We start from the raw sequence: 19,082 nt of genomic DNA, 5'->3' as shown, positions 1-19,082 counted from the left end.
TAAGCGTCAGATACTTACAATTCTTGAACGTATTCGTATTTATCTAGCTTGTTATAGAGCGTTTTGATGCTAATACCAAGTTGATTGGCTGTATCAGTTCGGTTGCCATCGTTATTTTTGAGCGTTTTTAAGATGGCAATTTTTTCGATGTCATCAAGGCGCATTCCAATAGGAATGCCGGATGTTTTACTGTTTTCAGCTTGGTCATTAAGCGCATTTGTAATTAGGTGTTCTGGGAGAATGGTTTGATCTGCCAAAATATAAGCGCGCTCGATAGCGTGTTTTAATTCGCGGACATTACCTGGCCAAGAATATTGGCTGATTTTTTCGAGACTGGAGGCGGAAAGTTGCTTTTGTTGACCATCTTGAGCGTTTCGGTAAGCCAAAAAGTGTTGTGCCAGACCGCAGGCGTCACCTTCTCTGTCTCTTAATGGTGGCGACATAATAGGGAATTGCGCAAGGCGAAAATACAGATCTTCACGGAAGACATCATCACGGATGGCATCGCTCAATATGCGATTGGTTGCGGCGACAATTCGAACATTGGTTTTTTTGACTTGTTGAGCGCCAACCGGTTTGTATTCACCACTTTCAAGGACTCGTAGCAGTTTTACTTGATACTCAAAAGGCATTTCAGTGACTTCATCCAAAAACAATGTGCCACCTTCAGCTTGTTCAAATACACCTTGGTGATCTTTATGAGCGCCTGTGAAAGCCCCTTTAACGTGACCAAACAGTTCGCTATCAATCAGTTCTGGACTTAGTGCGCCGCAGTTTATCGCAACAAATGGACCGTCTGCACGGTGACTTACTACATGCAGAGTATTAGCAATAAGTTCTTTACCTGTGCCGCTTTCACCAATAATAAATGCGTTGGTGTTTGTGTTAGCGACTTTACGAATGGTGCGGTAAAGAGAGTGCATAGCAGATGAAGACCCGACCAATAGGCCAAATTGATCTAGATAGCTGGCTTGGGGGTTATCGTATTGCTGCGGCACACTTAGCTCGTTGAATACTTCGTTAAGTGAAGATTCAACGGACTTAACATTGAATGGCGCTCGGTAGTGAAAACCAGCGCCTTTTTGAATAAGCTGATCCAGCATAGGTGCAGGTTCACCTTTACTGAAAAAAAGAAACTCGGTTTGAGAAAGCAGTGGATGATCAACTAGCCCTTGTAGTGAGTCGCTATCAGCAGAGCTCACTTCAATAATGGCGACATCACATTGGCTAATGGCAAGTTGTTGCAGCCAGCATTCTTCTTGATAGCTGACGTTCAATTCATATTGTTGAACGCCTTTTAGCGCTAGCAGGTCTGAAGCCAATAATGGATCTTGAACATGCAAAAAAAGCTTTGGTAAAGACATTATCGTTTTCCCTGAATGAATAGAGTGCAAATTTGTATGCTCATAAAATCATAGGGCTACTGGTGATCAAAGAGGGCAGCCCATGACTTTTCATGAAACACGGAATTAATCAGCGGTATTTGCACAAAGCTCACCCTTTTTTGAAAGGAGCCAATAGTGATAAACAATAGAGATTTAGCGACAAGGTCACTGTCTGATAAAGACACAGGGTTGATTTATGACATGATCTCTATGTGTTTTGATGGTTTTTTTGCCAACGCGACGTTGTCAGAACGGGTTGATAACACGATTGATAAGCATGGCTTTAAAAAGCTGTCTTATTTGTTTCGCCGCTTGGCTGATCGCTTGCTGTCTTTTGTTGGTAATGTGCTGGAAGACTCAAAGATGATGACCCAAGAGGCGGGTCATATCAGCCGTGAGTATTTGACAGCACTTGGTGCGGCGACAGGACAGAACCTCCTGAGTCTTGTGATGGTGATAAACGAGCGGAGTCTAAAAAGAATTGAGGTATTGCTACGACAACTAGGTGACAAGGTCTTTGCCAATGTTATCGCAGACTATTTGGTCTATTTACGTAGGGGATTGGATACGGTGAAGCAATGGCGAAGCAATGCTAAGGTAATTTAGTCGAGTGCTGGTGATGGCATTGCATGCCGCCCAACGAAAAATGGCCTAACTGTGGTGACAGTTAGGCCATTTTTTTAGATAGATCGTCTATTCGTCCTCTACCACTCTAAAGTCTAGCTTGCCAACTATTGAGCCTTTGTTGTCATGGGTAGGAACGGTAAAGTTCGCATCATTCTTCTCTCTGTTAGGATTGATTGTCGCAATAACCTTGTTATTAACGATCAACTGATAGGTTTCAGAGAAGGTGATGTTCAGGTCTTCTGATTTTGGAGCCTCAAACAAAATATTGTCTTTTAAACGAATGGCTCTGCTTTCCCCTCGAATCCATTGACCGACCAAAGGTTGAGCTTTAAATGATTGGTTATCATGGCTAACGGTCGCTTCAGATAAGAAAATCCGAATGATATCTCCGTTTAAGGCCACTTTTTGGCGATCTTCAACACGTGCATTCAAAGACGCTAGGGTAGAGTTCGTTTTGCTCACATAAGATCGCAGCTGTTGGGTTGCGTCATTTATCTGTTGATAAGACAAGCCGCTCACATTACCTATGCTTGGCAATTGTGGTGCTTTCCCCATGCGATTGGTTAGCTCAGCATAATTGGCTTTAGCCAATGCTTGTTGGGTTCTAAGCTGCTGAGTCAAATTATCAGTCGCACTCACCTTATTAACTGGGGTTGATGTGCTTTCGCTTGATGTATTGTCAGCCGTCGATGAAATAGGTGCGTCATCTGTAGATTGCGCAGAGTCTACCGGCGTGTTGTTGGGTGCGCTTGGTTCGACATTCTCTGTTTTGGAGGACGGTAAATCTTGTAAAATTGGCATCGAGCAGGCACTAAGTAAGAGCACTGCAAGTAAAAGGCCAGAACGAAGTATAAGCATTAACTAATCCTGAGATTAAAGGCGAAAAAATAGGCCACTAAGTATGAGGTATGGCGGGGGTTATGTCGAGAAAAGCGTAAGAGACAAGCAAAATACTTGCCTCTTACGTGAGTTTATTGCTGAGATTGATTCCACAGGATGCATTCGTCCAGTGTAACGCCTTGTCCGCCAAAAATATCCAAGGCACTACCAATGGTCAAATCAACTTTTCCTGAGGACAATTCACTGACCCGTTTAAGGTCAGATAAAGAGCGAGCCCCGCCAGCGTAGGTCACGGCCACCGGGCAGCCTTGACCAAGCAGTCGAACCAAATCTTCGTCAATGCCCGCTTGCAAACCTTCTACGTCGGCTGCGTGAATCAGAAATTCGTCACAATGATTGGCTAATTCAATGAGGTTTTCATGGTTTACTTGAGTAGACGTAATTGTTTGCCAGCGATCTGTGGCAATGTACCAGCCGTCTTTAGTGCGGCGGCAGCTTAAATCTAAAACCAGTCTATCTGTACCCGTTTCGCGTTTGATTTTATCTAGTCGGTCCCAGGAGAACTCACCATTTTCAAACAAATACGAGGTAACAATAACGTGAGAAGCGCCAGCTTCTAGATAGCTTGCTGCATTACTGCTGGTAACGCCTCCGCCAAATTGTAAACCGTTCGGGTAGGCACGTAATGCGCTCAGCGCTTCTTCTTGGTTGCCTTTGCCTAAAGCAATAACATGGCCGCCAAGTAAGTTATGTTCTTTGTACATGAGGGCATAATGTTCGGCGTTAAATTCGCTGATAAAGTTTTCAGTGGCGCCTTTGTCATTCAGACTGCCTCCTATGATTTGCTTAACCTTGCCTTGGTGTAGATCGATACAAGGACGGAACTGGGTCACAAAAAACTCCTATTAGGTCTCAAATTAGTCAGCGATTGTAACCGATAATGTACAGAGAAACGATGCGCCAAAGCAAACACTTCTTAAGCCTGTTACAATGGGCGATTAAAATAGATATTTAGATAGAATTAAGCAATCTTATGCTGCAAATCACTCGCGCCGTTGCCATCCCAGATCACGAAATAGAATTAACCGCTATCCGAGCACAAGGGGCTGGTGGTCAAAACGTCAATAAAGTCTCTTCCGCTATCCATCTAAGATTTAATGTGGCGGCATCGTCGCTGCCTGAATTTTATAAAGAGCGTTTGTTGGCATTAAACGACTCTCGATTAACGAAAGAGGGCGATATTGTGCTTAAGGCACAACAACACCGCACTCAGGAGTTGAATCGAGAAGACGCGTTAGCAAGACTTAAAGCGCTTATTCTTGAAGCGGTTCGTGTACAAAAAGCACGTAGACCGACCAAGCCAACACGCTCTTCACAGAAAAAGCGTGTGGATCAGAAAAAGCAAAAAGGCCAGATCAAAAGCTTGCGACGCAGTAATTGGGATTAATTACTTGGTCGCTTGACTGCAATAATGCCTCTGCCTTTCGTGTTTTCGTTACTCCAAATTTGTCATTTTTTTGTTTTTGTCATCTTTTTTACTACTTATTCCTTTCACTCTCTTTATCTTGATCTAACGCAATGTTTCAAATCAAAACAGCACTCATAATCTGGCCTTATAGTAAGCCTTGAAATTTTTTGAGGCTTCGGTGGGCGTTGGATAATAAGAGCACCGCGTAAAGCAAAGTGTCTGCGATCGCCTTTTTTTCTCAATCAAATGAATGGGTTGAAGCTATATGATTAACGAAGCTGTAGTGGATTTATCGCGATTTCAGTTTGCTTTCACTGCTCTGTACCACTATTTGTTTGTCCCTTTAACACTAGGGATGGCGTTCTTATTGGCAATCATGGAGTCTGTCTATGTAATTACTGGTAAGCAAGTCTACAAAGACATGGTGAAGTTCTGGGGAAAGTTATTTGGTATTAACTTTGCGCTGGGTGTAACAACGGGTTTGACAATGGAGTTCCAGTTCGGAACAAACTGGTCTTACTACTCTCATTATGTTGGTGATATTTTTGGCGCGCCTTTGGCCATTGAAGGCTTGATGGCTTTCTTCCTTGAGTCCACATTGGTTGGTTTATTTTTCTTTGGCTGGGATCGCCTGAGTAAAGTGAAGCATTTAATGGTGACTTGGGGTGTTGCGCTAGGTTCTAACTTATCAGCTTTGTGGATCTTGATTGCCAATGGTTGGATGCAGAACCCAGTAGGGTCTGAGTTCAACTACGAAACCATGAGAATGGAATTGGTGGACTTCGGTGCTTTGCTGTTTAACCCAGTTGCCCAAGTAAAATTTGTTCACACAGTATCAGCAGGCTACACAACAGGGGCGATTTTTGTTCTTGTTATTTCAAGCTACTACTTATTGAAAGGCCGTGACCTTGCGTTTGCTCGTCGCTCTTTCGCCATCGCTTCTGCGTTTGGTTTGGCGTCTATCCTAAGTGTTATCTTGCTAGGTGACGAGTCTGGTTACGAGCTTGGTGAAGTGCAAAAAGTAAAATTGGCTGCGGTAGAAGCAGAGTGGGAAACACAGGCTGCGCCTGCTGACTTCACGCTGATCGGCTTCCCAAACCAAGAGCTTCAAGAAACCGAATTTGCCATCAAGATTCCTGGTCTAATGGGCTTGATTGCGACCCGTTCTCTAGACAAAGAAGTAGAAGGTATCAAAGAGCTGAAAGAGCATAACCGCCAACGTATTATCAATGGTATTTATGCAAACCAGCTGCTTGAAAAGCTACGTAATGGTTCTACCGATCCATTAGTGAAAGAAAACTTCGACAAAGTAAAAGACGATCTTGGTTACGGTTTGTTGGTAACAGCATTCAACGAAGACATGAACAAAGTGACATCTGAAGAGATCGATCAAGCGGTTGAATACTCTATTCCGCAGGTTGCGCCATTGTTCTTTGCATTCCGCATCATGGTCGGCTGTGGCTTCGTAATGCTGTTTGTCTTCGCTGCTGCTTTTTACCAAAACGCGCGTCGTCGCATTGGTCAAAGCCGTTTGTTCCTGAAATTTATCGTAATCTGTTTGCCACTTCCTTGGATTGCCAATGAAGCAGGTTGGTTTGTTGCGGAATACGGTCGTCAGCCTTGGGCTATTGGTGAAATATTACCGGTTCATGTTGCGGTCTCTAGCTTAACAGCAACAGAGATCTGGATCAGCCTTGCAGGCTTCGGGCTTCTTTACACAGCGTTCCTAATTGCTGAGATGTACTTAATGATTCGCTTTGCGAAACAAGGCCCTTCTAGCTTGCATACTGGACGTTACGCACTTGAACAAGAAACGGCTCAGCTAAAACAAGGGGTGTAAGATGGATTACGAATTATTAAAAGTGATTTGGTGGGTGTTGATCGGTGTTCTACTGATTGGCTTCTCCGTGACAGACGGTTTTGACATGGGCGTTGGTAGCTTGTTGAAAGTGATCGGTGGTACGGATTCAGAACGCCGTATTATGATCAACTCGATTGCCCCTCACTGGGACGGCAACCAAGTTTGGTTTATTACCGCGGGCGGTGCGTTATTTGCTGCTTGGCCTGTGGTGTATGCGACAGCGTTCTCTGGTTTCTACTTTGCTATGTTGTTGGTTTTGGCGGCGCTATTCTTTCGCCCAATTGGTTTTGACTACCGTTCAAAACTAGAAAATACCAAATGGCGTACAAGCTGGGACTGGGGGATCACTTTTGGTTCAGCGGTTCCGCCAATCATTTTCGGTGTAGCGTTTGGTAACTTATTACAAGGCGTGCCATTCGAATTTGATCAATATATGCGTGCCACTTACACCGGTTCTTTCTTTGCTCTGCTAAACCCATTTGCGATTCTTTGTGGTTTGGTAAGCTTGCTAATGCTAATGACGCAAGGCGGTGCTTGGTTACAAATGAAAACAGACGATGCCTTGCTGGAAAAAGCCAGCCGTATCACTGCCATTACTGGTGCGTTAGCGGCTGTGTTGTTCATCTTAGCGGGTGTGTGGTTGGCTTACGGTATTGATGGTTATGTCTTAACCAGCGCTGTCGATGGCAACGCAGTGATAACACCTTTGATGAAAACAGCAGAAGTTCAACCTGGCGCATGGTTAGCAAACTACGACAAAGTGCCTGCCCTTATGTTGGCTCCGATTGTTGGTATTGCTGGTATGTTAGTGGCTGCTGTGGCGAGTGTTATGAGAAAAGGCGCTTTGTCTTTCTTGAGTTCATCACTGGGCATTGCTGGCATTATTGTTACAGCGGGTGGGTCAATGTTCCCATTCTTGATGCCGTCTTCAAGTTTTCCAAACATGAGTTTGACCATGTGGGATGCGACTTCAAGTGAAAACACCATGATGATCATGTTTGTGGTGGCTTGTATCTTCGTACCGATTGTTCTGGGTTACACGTTATGGAACTACTTTGTGATGTATGGTCGTCTGACTAAGAAGCACATCGAAGAAAACAATCATTCACTTTACTAGTCATTGATATAGAAGATAGAGCTTTGAACTCTGTCTTCTAGCAATAAATAGAGGAATAAGTTATGTGGTATTTTGCTTGGGTTCTAGGCGTGTTGTTAGCCTGTTCGTTCGGTATTGTTAATGCCGTATGGTTAGAATTTAGCGGCTACGAAGGTGAAGAGGAGCAGAAGTAAGCTTTATGACGCGAGAAAAGGGAACACAAAAGGCCCGTCGAACTGGTCGAATTAAAACACCGGAAACCGTGTTTTTAGGCCAGTTAGCGAATCAGCAGTCATCAAAGTACCGTCTTGCTCAAGGCTTTGGTGTGTTGTTTGCCGTGTCTTTGGTGCTTCAGGCTTGGGCATTCGCTAATGTGTTTTCAGACATGGCGTTGCACCAGTCTTTTTCTCTTTCTCTTTTCGTTATTGGTTTATTTGCTCTATTAATACGCGCCTTGGCGAACTTTGGCCGAGAACGTATTTGCACGAGCGCAAGTCGTGATATTCGTTATGGCTTGCGCAGTAAATTGGTGTCGCACCTTACAAACCTTGGGCCAGCGCGCCTCAGAATAGAAGAAGATGCGGCACTCTCTACTCGTGTTTACGAACAAGTAGACGCGTTAGACGATTTCTTTAGTCGCTATAAACCTCAAGTGTTTATGGTGACCCTCATTCCTTGTGTGATCCTGCTTTCCGTTGTGTCTATTTCATGGATCGCGTTCTTTGTTTTCATGATGACAGCCCCATTGGTCATTATCTTCATGATCTTTGTGGGCCACAAAGCAGCACAAGCCAACCGTCGTCAGTTTAATGTACTGGCCATGTTGTCTAATCAATTCATGGACTTAAGCCAAGGCTTGTCTGAATTAAAACGCCTGAATAGAACCGATGAAGCGCGCGATAGATTATCCAGCAGCGCGAGTGCTTATCAGAAAACCACTATGGGCGTGCTGGTATTGGCGTTTTTATCGACTGCGACACTAGAGCTTTTCGCGTCCTTATCCATTGCCATGATTGCCTTGTATTTAGGGCTTGGCTTATTAGAAGTCTTACCATGGCAAGTGGGCAGCTCCCCCGTTACCTTGACGCAAGCTATGTTTCTTTTGTTGCTTGCGCCGGAATTTTATTTGCCGCTACGTCAGCTTGGTAATGACTACCATGCGAAACAAAAAGCCGAAGCCGCCGCGACAGACTTATTAGAAATTTTAGACGCGCCTTTGCATAACGCTGCTTCGCAACAAAGTGAATCTTCTTGTACCACGCAAGCGAAAAATTCTGCCATCGCTGATCAACTGACATCCATACAGTTTGAAAACCTAAGCTGGTGTGAAGAGGGACGTTATCGACTTGCACCAATTACCGGGACCATTCGCCAAGGGGAACGGGTCTGGTTAAGTGGTGAATCAGGTGTTGGTAAATCCAGTTTGCTGCACCTCTTATTAGGGTTTGAAGACAGCTACGAAGGGACGTTTCTTATCAATAACTTGCCGTTTAGTGAACTGGATCTCGCCTCTTGGCGAGCCAAACTTGCTTGGTTGCCACAAACGCCTGAATGGGTAAACGGCAGCATTCGTCGTAATTTATTGCTCGGGATTCAAACCCCGAGCGAAGACGAGATAAATGCAGCACTGCGAGAAAGCCAATGTGATGACTTTATTCAAGCGCTACCAGCAGGGCTAGAAACGACACTAACCGAGCTAGGCGAGGGACTGTCAGGTGGGCAAATGCAGCGTCTTTCTATTGCCCGAGCTTTATTGTCAAAAGCCGATATGTGGCTGCTCGATGAACCTTGTTCCGGTTTGGATAACGACACAGCACAAGCGGTACTCAATACTGTTAAAACCGCATCCAAAGGAAAAACATTATTGATCGTCAGCCACGATACTCACCCGATTTTATGGGCTGACAAACATTGGACGCTAACAAAAGGAGGTTTGCATGAGCAGTCACGTAAAGAAAACCGCCAAGCTATCGCTTAAGCGCCTTTTATTAGCAAACCCTTGGGGCTTTGTTATTCCCCTGTTAACCGGCATCGCCGCGACCTTAGCGGGCGTTGGGTTATTAGGGCTTTCGGGTTGGTTTATTTCCGCTGCTGGGTTGGCAACCGCCATGGGCGTGGGAATCTTCTTTAACTACCTCACCCCCGGCGCCATTGTTCGAGGGCTTGCGATTCTAAGAACCGCAGGGCGTTATGGTGAACAGGTTACCGCACACAACCACTTATTGGGATTACTGCGGATTTTGCGCCTTTGGGTTTGGGATCAGCGCGTGGCTAAAGACGCTTCGAACCTGCATCAACAAAGCCGAGGGGATTTGCTACAGCGCTTAGTCAGCGACCTTGATCAAATTATTCGTTGGCCTTTAGTCGTCTTTTTACCTTGGGTTTATGCGTTATTGGCTTATGTAGCCGTCTCTATTTTTGCTTACTTTATTTCGCCTGTACTTTTGTGGCCGTTATCTATTGCTGCCTTGTTGCATGTTTTGGTCGTGCCTTATGTGTGTGGTCGCTTTGCGAGCCACGAGGTGCACGTTGGGCAAATATTAGGCGTACATCGGCGCAGTCGTTTTATCAGCTTGTTTTCTGCTTTGATAACTCTGACCATCCGTGGACACTGGGAAGATTACGCGCAACGCCTAGGCGAATTGGATGAACGCCAGCGTCGTATGGAAATACGTATTCAGCAAGCCGTAAGTTTGGGGCGTTTGTTGTCTTACATTGTCACTATTTTGTTACTGGTAAGCTGTATTTATTTGGTTAGCAGCTTTAATGTTGAAACAGGGAAATGGACATTAATAACCACAGTGCAGGGCACTTGGATTGTGGGCTTTGTGCTTTCCATATTAGCCATCAATGAACTGGTCTTGCCACTGGTACAATCTTTTGTTGCACAGGGACAGTCACAAGTTGGCTTACGTCGACTCAACCAACTTCATCATCAACCTGAAGCAATCGTAGAAAAGCCGATCCCACAGATCGAGCAGCTGCTATTCAAACAATGGCGCGGTTATCATGCTCCTAGTGGTCTGGGCAGCCCAGCTACAGACATTAAAGTGAACCATGGTGAATTTGTTTGGATTCGAGGCACAAGTGGCTCAGGAAAATCCACATTACTTGCCTCTATCGCGGGTGATTGTTTATCTTCTGGCGACGCCTTTATTAATAATGAAAAACACCAGATCTACTGCAACCCATCTTACCAAGCCAAGTTAAGCTACTTGCCGCAAGCGCCTTATGTTTTCCAACAGAGCATCGCTGCCAACTTATTGCTTGGTAAAACCAACGCCAGCGACGACGAACTCTGGGCGGTTTTAGACGCCGTGGCTTTGGGTGATTGGGCACGCAGCCTACCAAACGGCTTAGAAACCTTACTCAGCGCACAAGGCCGCAACCTTTCCGGTGGACAGCGTAAACGCCTCGCGTTAGCTCGCCTATTACTCAGAAAGTCCCCAGTCTTGTTGCTAGACGAACCATTCGACGGACTAGACAAAGCCACCATAGAAACTATTTGTCACTCGCTTCAAAACGACTACAAACCAGATATCCTAATCCTCGTTAGTCACGTTGGGAGTCGCCTCGGCGATAACTCAAGAACCATAGAGCTGTAGCTTTTTTTCCCTCCCCTTATGTCTTCCAAGGGGAGGGTTAGGGTGGGGTTGTTCTCTTCTTTGGTTTCCATTCAAACGCTTTGTATTCCCGACCTTTATTCCGCTCTGCTGAGCGGGTAACTTTTGTCCAGATCCACAAAAGTAACCAAAAAGTCTCTTTATCGGGCTATCGCCCAAACGTCTCATTTATTTTGATTAAGATTATTTCTGGCAACACGATTTTTCCCGTAAGGCATGGATTGTTAAGTTGGTGGGAGATAGGTCTTCAAACAATGACCCTGAAACTCCATAAAGTCGCGCAACTTCGTCGCGTCGAACTGACTTCTTGGGTATTAAATTCCCTCCCCTTATGTCTTCCAAGGGGAGGGTTAGGGTGGGGTTGTTCTCTTCTTTGGTTTCCATTCAAACGCTTTGTATTCCCGACCTTTATTCCGCTCTGCTGAGCGGGTAACTTTTGTCTAGCGACACAAAAGTAACCAAAAGGTCGCTTTATCGGGCTATCGCCCAAACGTCTCATTCACTTTGTTTAAGGTAGCGTTTAGCAACACGATTTTTATCGTAAGGCATGGATTGTTAAGTTGGTGGGAGATAGATCCTCAAACAATGACTCTGATACTCCATAAGGTCGCGCAACTTCGTCGCGTCGAACTGACTTCTTGTGTATTAAATTCCCTCCCCTTATGTCTTCCAAGGGGAGGGTTAGGGTGGGGTTGTTCTCTTCTTTGGTTTCCATTCAAACGCTTTGTATTCCCGATCTTTTTTCCGCTCTGCTGAGCGGGTAACTTTTGTCTAGCGACACAAAAGTTACCAAAAGGTCGCTTTATCGGGCTATCGCCCAACGTCTCATTTATGTTTTTTAATATCTGTTTAGCAACACGACTTTTACCGTAAGGCATAGATTGTTTATTTGCTGGGAGATGGATCTTCAAACAATGACCCTGAAACTCCATAAAGTCGCGCAATCAGGATTGCGTCGAACTGACTTCTTGGGTATTAAATTCCCTCCCCTTATGTCTTCCAAGGGAGGGTTAGGGTGGGGTTGTTCTCTTCTTTGGTTTCCATTCAAACGCTTTGTATTCCCGATCTTTTTTCCGCTCTGCTGAGCGGGTAACTTTTGTCTAGCGACACAAAAGTTACCAAAAATTCGCTTTATCGGGCTATCGCCCAAACGTTTCATTTATTTTAATTAAGATTATTTCTGGCAACACGATTTTTATCGTAAGGCATGGATTGTTAATTTGATGGGAGATAGGTCTTCAAACAATGACTTTGAAACTCCATAAGGTCGCGCAACTTCGTCGCGTCGAACGGACTTCTAGAGCGGAGCAGGGTTAAGCACCGTCATTCCCCACAAGGGGACAAACGCCCGCGAAGGCGGGAATCAAGCTCTTATGGTCTAGGGGCTTTGACCCCAGAGTTAATGGTTGAGGGTTCTTGATAAAAAACAAGCAACCTATCAAATTGATATGTTATGGTTCGGGTATGAGAGAAAGCAATGTCATAGTCTTAACATTGGTTTGGGTTCATTAGGAGTAAAACGATGTATCACTATACAGAATGTGGTTTACCAAACGTCTATCTAAAAAACGGTTTTACCATTGAACATATAGACGGTGAAGACTACACCAGCATCGATGATATGAATAACTTGCACGTCGCCATCGCGCAAACAATAGCAGACAGCCATACGCCACTTCGTCCGGCGGAATTTAAGTTTTTACGCATAGAGCTGAATCTATCGCAAAAAATGCTCGGACACCGCTTTGGTGTATCAGAACAAACGATAGCACGTTACGAAAAAGGTCAGTCAGATATTCCTCGAACAACAGATGCTGCACTTCGATCTCTATTCATGGAAAAACTAGAAAAAACCAACTCCGTTAGCTACTTTCTTGACCTACTTTCTGATGCCGAAGCCCAGCAAGCTGCAAAGGAAATATTGTTGGAAGAAGTCGATAATCACTGGGGAGTTGCGGTATAGCTAGACTTAGTGGAATTTGAGTATTTCTAAAGCACTTTCTGCTACAGGTTCAGACACGCCATAAAGTCTGAAAGCAAGTCATTCCCCACAAGGGGGCAAGCGCCCGCGAAGGTGGGAATCCATCTCGCATTGTCTAGGGTAGGGCATCATGAGCGCAGCGTGATGTGCCGCTGAAAGCGGAGCTTTCATTTTCTATGGTAAGTCGCGGCTTCAGCCCGACGCGGAATTCATTTTCCATTCAAACGCTTTTTACTCCCTTTCACTTTTGTATTTTTCTGAAAATATTCACAAAACGATGCACATCTAGAATTATAAAGACTATAAAGTCTTGATAATTCCAATTTATTGTTCAATTACAGATAGTACGTAAATTGGCTTCTTACCAACGGTTCCGAATGTAGCTTTGTAATATTGGTTTTTGAAATGTTATGAATTCAGTGGTGAATAATTGTTAAATTTTGTAATTGGTGTCAGTTAGCACAGTTACAGGGATAAAATTTTCTATTTATAGAATCTGATATAGTTGTGAAATCTAGACTTTAGGAGGTTTTAAAGTGGTAATAGGTAAAACGTACAATGTTGTATTCTCAACAGGTCGTTATGAAATTGAGTATGAAAACTGCGTTAAATGTATCAAAATGACACCGAAATCATATCGTGTTGAGAGAACCGATGGCAGTACAAGGTTGGTAGGCCATGATTCAATTATAAGCCTCGAAGCGGTAGATAGAAAAAATATTCATGCTAATCAGTGATGGTTATGCTATTGCAGCTTCGTCTTTATTCAGAAAGGAAAAATTTCTTTTTTGAGATCATCCTCTGGAAAATAAAAGTTAATATTACGTTTTGCACTGGTAGGAATTAAGTAAGTCTTTTAGTAGAAATTAATAAATACTCATTGCTCAGTGATAATGATTTATAGATTAGAGTAAGATATGCATTCTTTTAAAATATTTTTTATAAGTGAGTTTTTAGCTAATGGAAATATATAATAAGTCAGTCAGCTTTCAATTAACTGAATTGTGGTTTAAATGGTTGGGTTGGTTAAGTGTGTGTGCAGTATTGAATATATCAAAAGAAAAATTAGATTCACAATTAATAGGTGTTGTTTACTGGATCTCAATGTTATTGGTTGCATATACTATCGGTTCTACTTGCATGGATATGTGTATAAAATTAACTAAAAATAAGGAGTCGAAAATAGTCCATGCATTTTTACAAGTTATGATTGTTTTAAATTCAATATTTTTAGTGTTTTTTGCATACACTATTACAGAGATGGTAAAAGCTAGGTTGTAATGTACATACTAAGCGCTAATAAGTTAGTACTAAAAATTTTTGATAATTCTCATTATTATTTTTAACCCATGATTAGGGACTATTTGCTTTAGAGGGAATATGAAAAGGGTTATTCAAGAAGATTCTAGTGGGTGTGGGATTGCGTGCATAGCAATGTTAACTGATACAAAATATAGTATTGTGAAGGAAGTTGCGATAGATATTCTAAATTTAGATGAATATTATGGGTTATATACTTCGGCAAGCAACTTAAAAAACTTGGGAAGTCTTTTCGCCTTGAAATTGGAGGGTATCGAAGAAAATTTAAATCAATTAAGGAACTTCCAGACCTTGCTATCTTGGCTATAAATTACCGGGAATCATTAAAAATTTGGCACTGGCATCTCGGCCGCGCCTGAAGCACTCAGCCGAACCGCACTTAGCATACATCATGCTGGCTCCAAGCCAGCCAATACCGGGTAATTGAACCAATCGTTAGCAGGCATCTATTTGCTTTGCTATTGCTTCGATCTCATCAGACACCTCTTTCATCAGACACCTCTTTCATCAGCATGATCACATGTCTAAGTTGTTCTAACAGTCTAAATATTGCTCTGCGTGCAACAACCGTCATTTCATTTTCAGCATCCTCAAGCGCCATAGGCACTTGTTTAAGAAGCTTATTGATGCCTAAGGCAAAATTAACGCCATACTCGCGGCCAAAACCTCGAAGACGGCTCGCTAGTTTTTTTATAGCCTTCGCGGAATTTATGTAACGTAGTAATATCTTGCTGCTCTAATGTACGGATCTGAACGCAGTGTAACTGCTGGCTTCTACTCGCCTCATAAATACTAATGGCATCATTTTTATTATTCTTATTACCCTCTCGGTATTTTGCCGCAAGGTGTGGAGGAATAAGGTCGACTTTATGACCTGATGATGTAAGGCGCCTAGCCCAATGATGTGCTGAGCCACACGCTTCCTTATAGATCGCTGCATTTGGATATTGAGCAATGATGAGACACATCTTTTTCGCTGTTACTTCTTTATTTAACTTAGCTTTACCGGCTTGATTGAAGACAGCAACTTGGAAAACTTCTTTCGCTAAATCGATACAGATTGTCGTATTATTATTCATGGTATGGCTCCTTTGGTTTGGTCGCCTCTCAATTTATCGGAATTTCGCTGAATTGGGGAGGAGTCCATACCATTGCGATGAGGGAGGCACGACTGTAATCCGCCTTTGAAAGCGGACCAGATCATAAGGCCTGAGGGAATCGCTTGCCTCGAGGGTCAAATCGCGCTACAAAAGAGCAAATGAAGAATCAATATAACGGTGATCAAAGACGATCTGAAGCGGCATAGTCCAGACAGACGCTGGTATTTAGCGAGTTATATAACAGGGAAGTCCTACCATGAAAAAAGCAAACCCCCTATATAGACAACGCAGCCGTTCAACAGTGGGTTATAACCGCAGCTACGCTGCCGTATAACCCTTAATTGTTATATTTTTCTCATGGTTAGGAGTTAACGTGGAAGTAGAGACATCAGATCTGATTGCTATCTGTAGTTTAATTGTTGCGTTTTTGGCGTATAGGCACTCAGTTAAATCATCGCAATCGACATCTGCACAAATGCAGAAAATATCTGAAGAACATTTGAGGCTGTCATCAAATGTCGCGCTGACTGAAGCAAGTCAGAAGTACGTACTGCTACTTAGCGATGTTAATCGCCAGTTTGAAATGATCACAAAGGAACTCGCATATCCTGCACTAGTTGCAAGCAGAAGTATCGGCGAGTGTTTTGATAAATATGATAATGGAAGTAGTGGCCATCCTTACTTGCGGCATTGTTTTCACAAGGCTATAACTCTGGTGAGGGAAGCATACGACCAAGAGCTAACTTATAAGACCAGTCTAAATCTTACAGATAGAATTAGATCTCTCAAATATATAAAAGATGACGTTCGTCGTTATGAAAAAACAGAACCAGAAAAATCGATATTTTCATTTCTCAAAAAAGAACGTCCACCGCAATCACCTGAAGAAAAAATTAATTCTTCGACTATTTTCTGGGATAGTGTAAGAGAAATTTACACAAGAATTCCAAGTAGTGAGGAGTCTAGCCTTTTCAATGATACCTTGGCTTACCTTGATGAATATCGGAAATTACATGAAATTAAACGAGAACAACTGCAGAAGCTAGAAGAAAAACTAGAGGAAGCTATCAAAGAGAACGCGCTAGAAATGTTTGACATCAGAGATATTCCCAGTCTTGGCCAAAAGTTTTATAGAGTCAAGGGTGACATCGGACGATATCGTGAATTTTACTTTCCTGACTTTCACGGGATTGAGTCAGCGCAAATTTCTGATGGCATAGCATATTCCATTTATGCTGGAAGCATAGCATTTATAGCCTCACAGCATTTCATGTGGGGAAAAATATAACAAACGCGTCAATTAGACGTTCGCTAACTCGCGCCTATTACGCGGGCGTTAAATGTAAGGAGTAAATATGGCAGATTGGTATCAATCAAGAGATGTAGAATCACGATCGTACCAGTGTGGCTTTTGTGGTCATGGCGTAGCCTCTGCGAGAGGATACCTAGATCAGCGCTCACGACAAAGAATCAGAATTTGTCCGCACTGTGAAAAACCGACTTTTTTCGATACAGGAATTCAAGTACCTCAGGTAGCACCGGGAAATGAAGTTAAGCATTTGCCAGAATCTGTTGAACAGTTATACAAAGAAGCTAGAAGCTGTGTTTCGATTCAGGCATATACATCATCTGTACTTTCTTGTAGAAAGCTTCTAATGAATATTGCTGTCTCGCAAGGTGCAGAGGAAGGGAAGAATTTTTTCCATTATGTTGAATATCTCGCAAATAATGGATTCGTACCTCCGAATGGGAGAGGGTGGGTTGATCACATCCGTAAAAGAGGCAACGAAGCAACACATGAAATTGTTGTAATGACTAAGGAAATGGCAGAAGAACTAATCTCATTTGTAGAAATGCTTCTGAAGTTCATCTACGAGTTCCCTGCACAGATCCCCACAGACTAAACATTTAACAAACGCGTCAACTAGGATGCTCGTAAATTCACGCTCATTACGCGGGCGTTGACCCTCACTGGAGTCGTATGAAATTATCGTTAATCGCAGCAGTTTCTGAAAATGGTGTAATAGGCTCAGGCTTAGATATACCTTGGTCTGTTAAAGGTGAGCAGTTGCTGTTTAAAGCTATGACATATAATCAATGGTTAATTGTTGGTAGAAAGACTTTTGAGTCTATGGGGAAGCTCACAAATAGAAAACATGCGGTAATTACTCGCTCTGAGTTAAAATCAGACCCTTTTTAAAATGCCTTTAATAGGGTCTGGCGTTTGGTAGTAAAAATGGAATCAGGTGATTATCCACAGACTTTCTCGTGCCAAATGGCGGTGCGATTACGGCCGGCTTTCTTAGCTTGATACATAGCCAGGTCAGCGTTGTTTAGTAGTTCATCAAACGTTTCAGAGTCTTCTAAAGACGCCAAGCCAATGCTGACTGTTGCGAAGTGCAAAGTGTTTTCAGTACATTGGATCGACTCTTTTTCGACACTTTCCCTAAGCTGTTCAGCCACTAAATGTGACTCTTTTTGGTCTATCATTGGGAGGATAATCACAAACTCTTCTCCACCAAAACGGCCGATATGCCCGATGTTTTTGGCACTCAATATGTTAGTGCAGACATCGACCACGGTCTTGATTACTCTATCTCCTATCTCGTGACCGTATTGATCGTTAACTTGCTTAAAATTATCAATATCAATCATCAATACGCTAAAGGGCAACCCTTCATTCAGGCACTTTTGATAACCGATTTGCGCCTTTTCCAAAATAGCACGGCGATTATAAGTACCCGTTAACGCATCGGTCGTGGCGAGTTTTTTGAGTTCTTTTTCTATCTTTTTTTGTTCTTCAATACGTTGCGTTAGTCGCTGAAATTTCAAGCGGGCTCTTCTTCGTATCGCCCAACCAATTAAAGCCAATAGAAACACTACGCTAACAATCACAGTGGCGATAAACTGATAGTCTTTCGCGAAGGACCAATTATCGGTTGAGTCTAAGTTGATCCAATATCGATAGATATCACGCTTCTGCTGTGCCGTAATACTGTCTAAGCCTTTTTGCATGATGGACAACAAGGGTGCCCAATCGTCTCGTACTGCGAAACGTAAATTCCATTCAAAGCCGGACTCGCCTATCACTTTAAGATTGGTTAGGCCATTCTTCTCAATATAGTAAATAGCCGCCGCATTAGAAGCGACGATCGCATCCGCTGATCCATAAGACACCATGCGCAGACCTGTCTCGACATCAGGGACTGCTATTGTATCCAGTTGAGGGTAATGTTCTTGTAGGTGTTCATAAGAGGCGTAATCCCGAATGCCGGCGACTTTTTTGCCTTCGAGCGCTGCGATGCCTTCTCCTACGAATTCATTGCGAACGATGATGACTGCCGGTAGCCGTATATAGGGCCGAGTAAACTGCATATATTTGCTACGCTCTGGCGTTTTTTCCGCAGCGCCCCACATATCGACTTTGCGCGAGCGTGCTTGGGCGACAACTTCACTCCAGTCTTCCAGCTGCACTATCTCCAGCTTGAGACCAAAATTAAATTGTTGATCAATTATTCGAATAAAATCCGCAGTAATGCCTTGGTATTCATTCTTCTCATTGAAAAATTCAACTGGCGGATAGTTGGGTGCAGGAGCAAAGTGAATAACAGGTTGATCCGCCAACCACTGTCGCTCTTCGGGGGTTAATATATCTTGTCCATATACTATCCCAGTCATACTGAGTAGAAGCAGATACAAACCTGAGAACAAGCTTCTAGTCGAAAATGAGCTTCTCTTCATAATATCCCTATTAATAAGGCGTTTGCGGGCCAAGATATGA

At 43.3% G+C, this 19,082-nt stretch carries 16 protein-coding genes and 1 pseudogene; 12 read left to right on the top strand and 5 right to left on the bottom strand.

Annotation, left to right across the window (positions count from 1 at the left end; translation table 11 throughout):
* Positions 1-14 precede the first annotated feature (14 nt).
* Positions 15-1,364, bottom strand: coding sequence for a sigma-54-dependent Fis family transcriptional regulator (locus tag C1X04_RS12740; RefSeq protein ID WP_137170144.1), 1,350 nt, complete (start codon positions 1,362-1,364; stop codon positions 15-17).
* Positions 1,365-1,520: 156 nt separating this feature from the next.
* On the opposite strand from C1X04_RS12740, the gene C1X04_RS12735 reads away from it, so the two are divergent.
* On the top strand, positions 1,521-1,991 hold the full coding sequence (locus C1X04_RS12735) for a hypothetical protein (RefSeq protein WP_137170143.1): 471 nt from the start codon (positions 1,521-1,523) through the stop codon (positions 1,989-1,991).
* Positions 1,992-2,078: 87 nt separating this feature from the next.
* On the opposite strand, the gene C1X04_RS12730 is transcribed toward C1X04_RS12735, so the two are convergent.
* Together C1X04_RS12730 and hisA are read right to left on the bottom strand one after the other, a co-directional pair.
* Positions 2,079-2,870, bottom strand: coding sequence for a hypothetical protein (locus C1X04_RS12730; RefSeq protein WP_137170142.1), 792 nt, complete (start codon positions 2,868-2,870; stop codon positions 2,079-2,081).
* Between the two features lie 113 nt (positions 2,871-2,983).
* A complete protein-coding gene (gene hisA, locus C1X04_RS12725; protein WP_137170141.1) occupies positions 2,984-3,745 on the bottom strand; it encodes a phosphoribosylformimino-5-aminoimidazole carboxamide ribotide isomerase in 762 nt (253 codons plus the stop codon).
* Between the two features lie 140 nt (positions 3,746-3,885).
* Here hisA and arfB point away from each other — a divergent pair, with 140 nt between their 5' ends.
* The 8 genes from arfB to C1X04_RS18895 all read left to right on the top strand — a co-directional run bounded on the left by arfB (position 3,886) and on the right by C1X04_RS18895 (position 14,510).
* Positions 3,886-4,299: an alternative ribosome rescue aminoacyl-tRNA hydrolase ArfB gene (arfB, locus tag C1X04_RS12720; protein ID WP_110573859.1), complete on the top strand. Its 414-nt coding sequence runs from the start codon at positions 3,886-3,888 to the stop codon at positions 4,297-4,299.
* A 286-nt stretch (positions 4,300-4,585) separates the two neighbouring features.
* On the top strand, positions 4,586-6,160 hold the full coding sequence (locus C1X04_RS12715; protein WP_137170140.1) for a cytochrome ubiquinol oxidase subunit I: 1,575 nt from the start codon (positions 4,586-4,588) through the stop codon (positions 6,158-6,160).
* A 1-nt stretch (position 6,161) separates the two neighbouring features.
* Positions 6,162-7,298 (top strand): cytochrome d ubiquinol oxidase subunit II, encoded by a 1,137-nt coding sequence (gene cydB / locus C1X04_RS12710; protein WP_137170139.1) that lies wholly within the window; start codon positions 6,162-6,164, stop codon positions 7,296-7,298.
* A gap of 62 nt (positions 7,299-7,360) precedes the next feature.
* Positions 7,361-7,471, top strand: a complete 111-nt coding sequence (gene cydX / locus C1X04_RS12705; RefSeq protein ID WP_110573853.1) for a cytochrome bd-I oxidase subunit CydX — start codon at positions 7,361-7,363, stop codon at positions 7,469-7,471.
* Positions 7,472-7,476: 5 nt separating this feature from the next.
* Positions 7,477-9,255, top strand: a complete 1,779-nt coding sequence (gene cydD, locus C1X04_RS12700; RefSeq protein ID WP_137170138.1) for a thiol reductant ABC exporter subunit CydD — start codon at positions 7,477-7,479, stop codon at positions 9,253-9,255.
* Entirely contained in the window at positions 9,215-10,882 is a 1,668-nt protein-coding gene (locus C1X04_RS12695) for an amino acid ABC transporter ATP-binding/permease protein (RefSeq protein ID WP_137170137.1), read from the top strand. Before cydD ends, C1X04_RS12695 begins: the two co-directional genes overlap by 41 nt.
* A 1,540-nt stretch (positions 10,883-12,422) precedes the next feature.
* Positions 12,423-12,863: a DNA-binding transcriptional regulator gene (locus C1X04_RS12690; protein ID WP_137170136.1), complete on the top strand. Its 441-nt coding sequence runs from the start codon at positions 12,423-12,425 to the stop codon at positions 12,861-12,863.
* 1,398 nt (positions 12,864-14,261) lie between these two features.
* Positions 14,262-14,510 carry a cysteine peptidase family C39 domain-containing protein gene (locus C1X04_RS18895; protein ID WP_137170134.1) on the top strand — a complete coding sequence of 83 codons (249 nt, stop codon included), beginning with the start codon at positions 14,262-14,264 and terminating at the stop codon, positions 14,508-14,510.
* Positions 14,511-14,842: 332 nt separating this feature from the next.
* Here C1X04_RS18895 and C1X04_RS12675 read toward each other — a convergent pair whose 3' ends face one another.
* Positions 14,843-15,280 (bottom strand): transposase, encoded by a 438-nt coding sequence (locus tag C1X04_RS12675; RefSeq protein ID WP_137170133.1) that lies wholly within the window; start codon positions 15,278-15,280, stop codon positions 14,843-14,845.
* A gap of 394 nt (positions 15,281-15,674) precedes the next feature.
* Here C1X04_RS12675 and C1X04_RS12670 point away from each other — a divergent pair, with 394 nt between their 5' ends.
* The 3 genes and pseudogenes from C1X04_RS12670 to C1X04_RS12660 form a co-directional block, all read left to right on the top strand.
* Positions 15,675-16,589: a hypothetical protein gene (locus tag C1X04_RS12670; protein WP_137170132.1), complete on the top strand. Its 915-nt coding sequence runs from the start codon at positions 15,675-15,677 to the stop codon at positions 16,587-16,589.
* 67 nt (positions 16,590-16,656) lie between these two features.
* Positions 16,657-17,205 carry a DUF4145 domain-containing protein gene (locus C1X04_RS12665; RefSeq protein ID WP_137170131.1) on the top strand — a complete coding sequence of 183 codons (549 nt, stop codon included), beginning with the start codon at positions 16,657-16,659 and terminating at the stop codon, positions 17,203-17,205.
* 77 nt (positions 17,206-17,282) lie between these two features.
* Positions 17,283-17,477 (top strand): annotated as a pseudogene (locus tag C1X04_RS12660) (dihydrofolate reductase); the annotation flags it as partial.
* A 74-nt stretch (positions 17,478-17,551) separates the two neighbouring features.
* Here the strand turns inward: C1X04_RS12660 and C1X04_RS12655 are convergent.
* Complete coding sequence (locus C1X04_RS12655; protein WP_137170130.1) at positions 17,552-19,042, bottom strand: diguanylate cyclase; 1,491 nt, start codon at positions 19,040-19,042, stop codon at positions 17,552-17,554.
* Positions 19,043-19,082 lie beyond the last annotated feature (40 nt).

This window comes from Marinomonas sp. FW-1, from assembly GCF_005222245.1.
GTDB classification, from domain to species: Bacteria; Pseudomonadota; Gammaproteobacteria; order Pseudomonadales; family Marinomonadaceae; genus Marinomonas; species Marinomonas alcarazii.
This window is presented reverse-complemented; position numbering and strand designations above follow the sequence as displayed.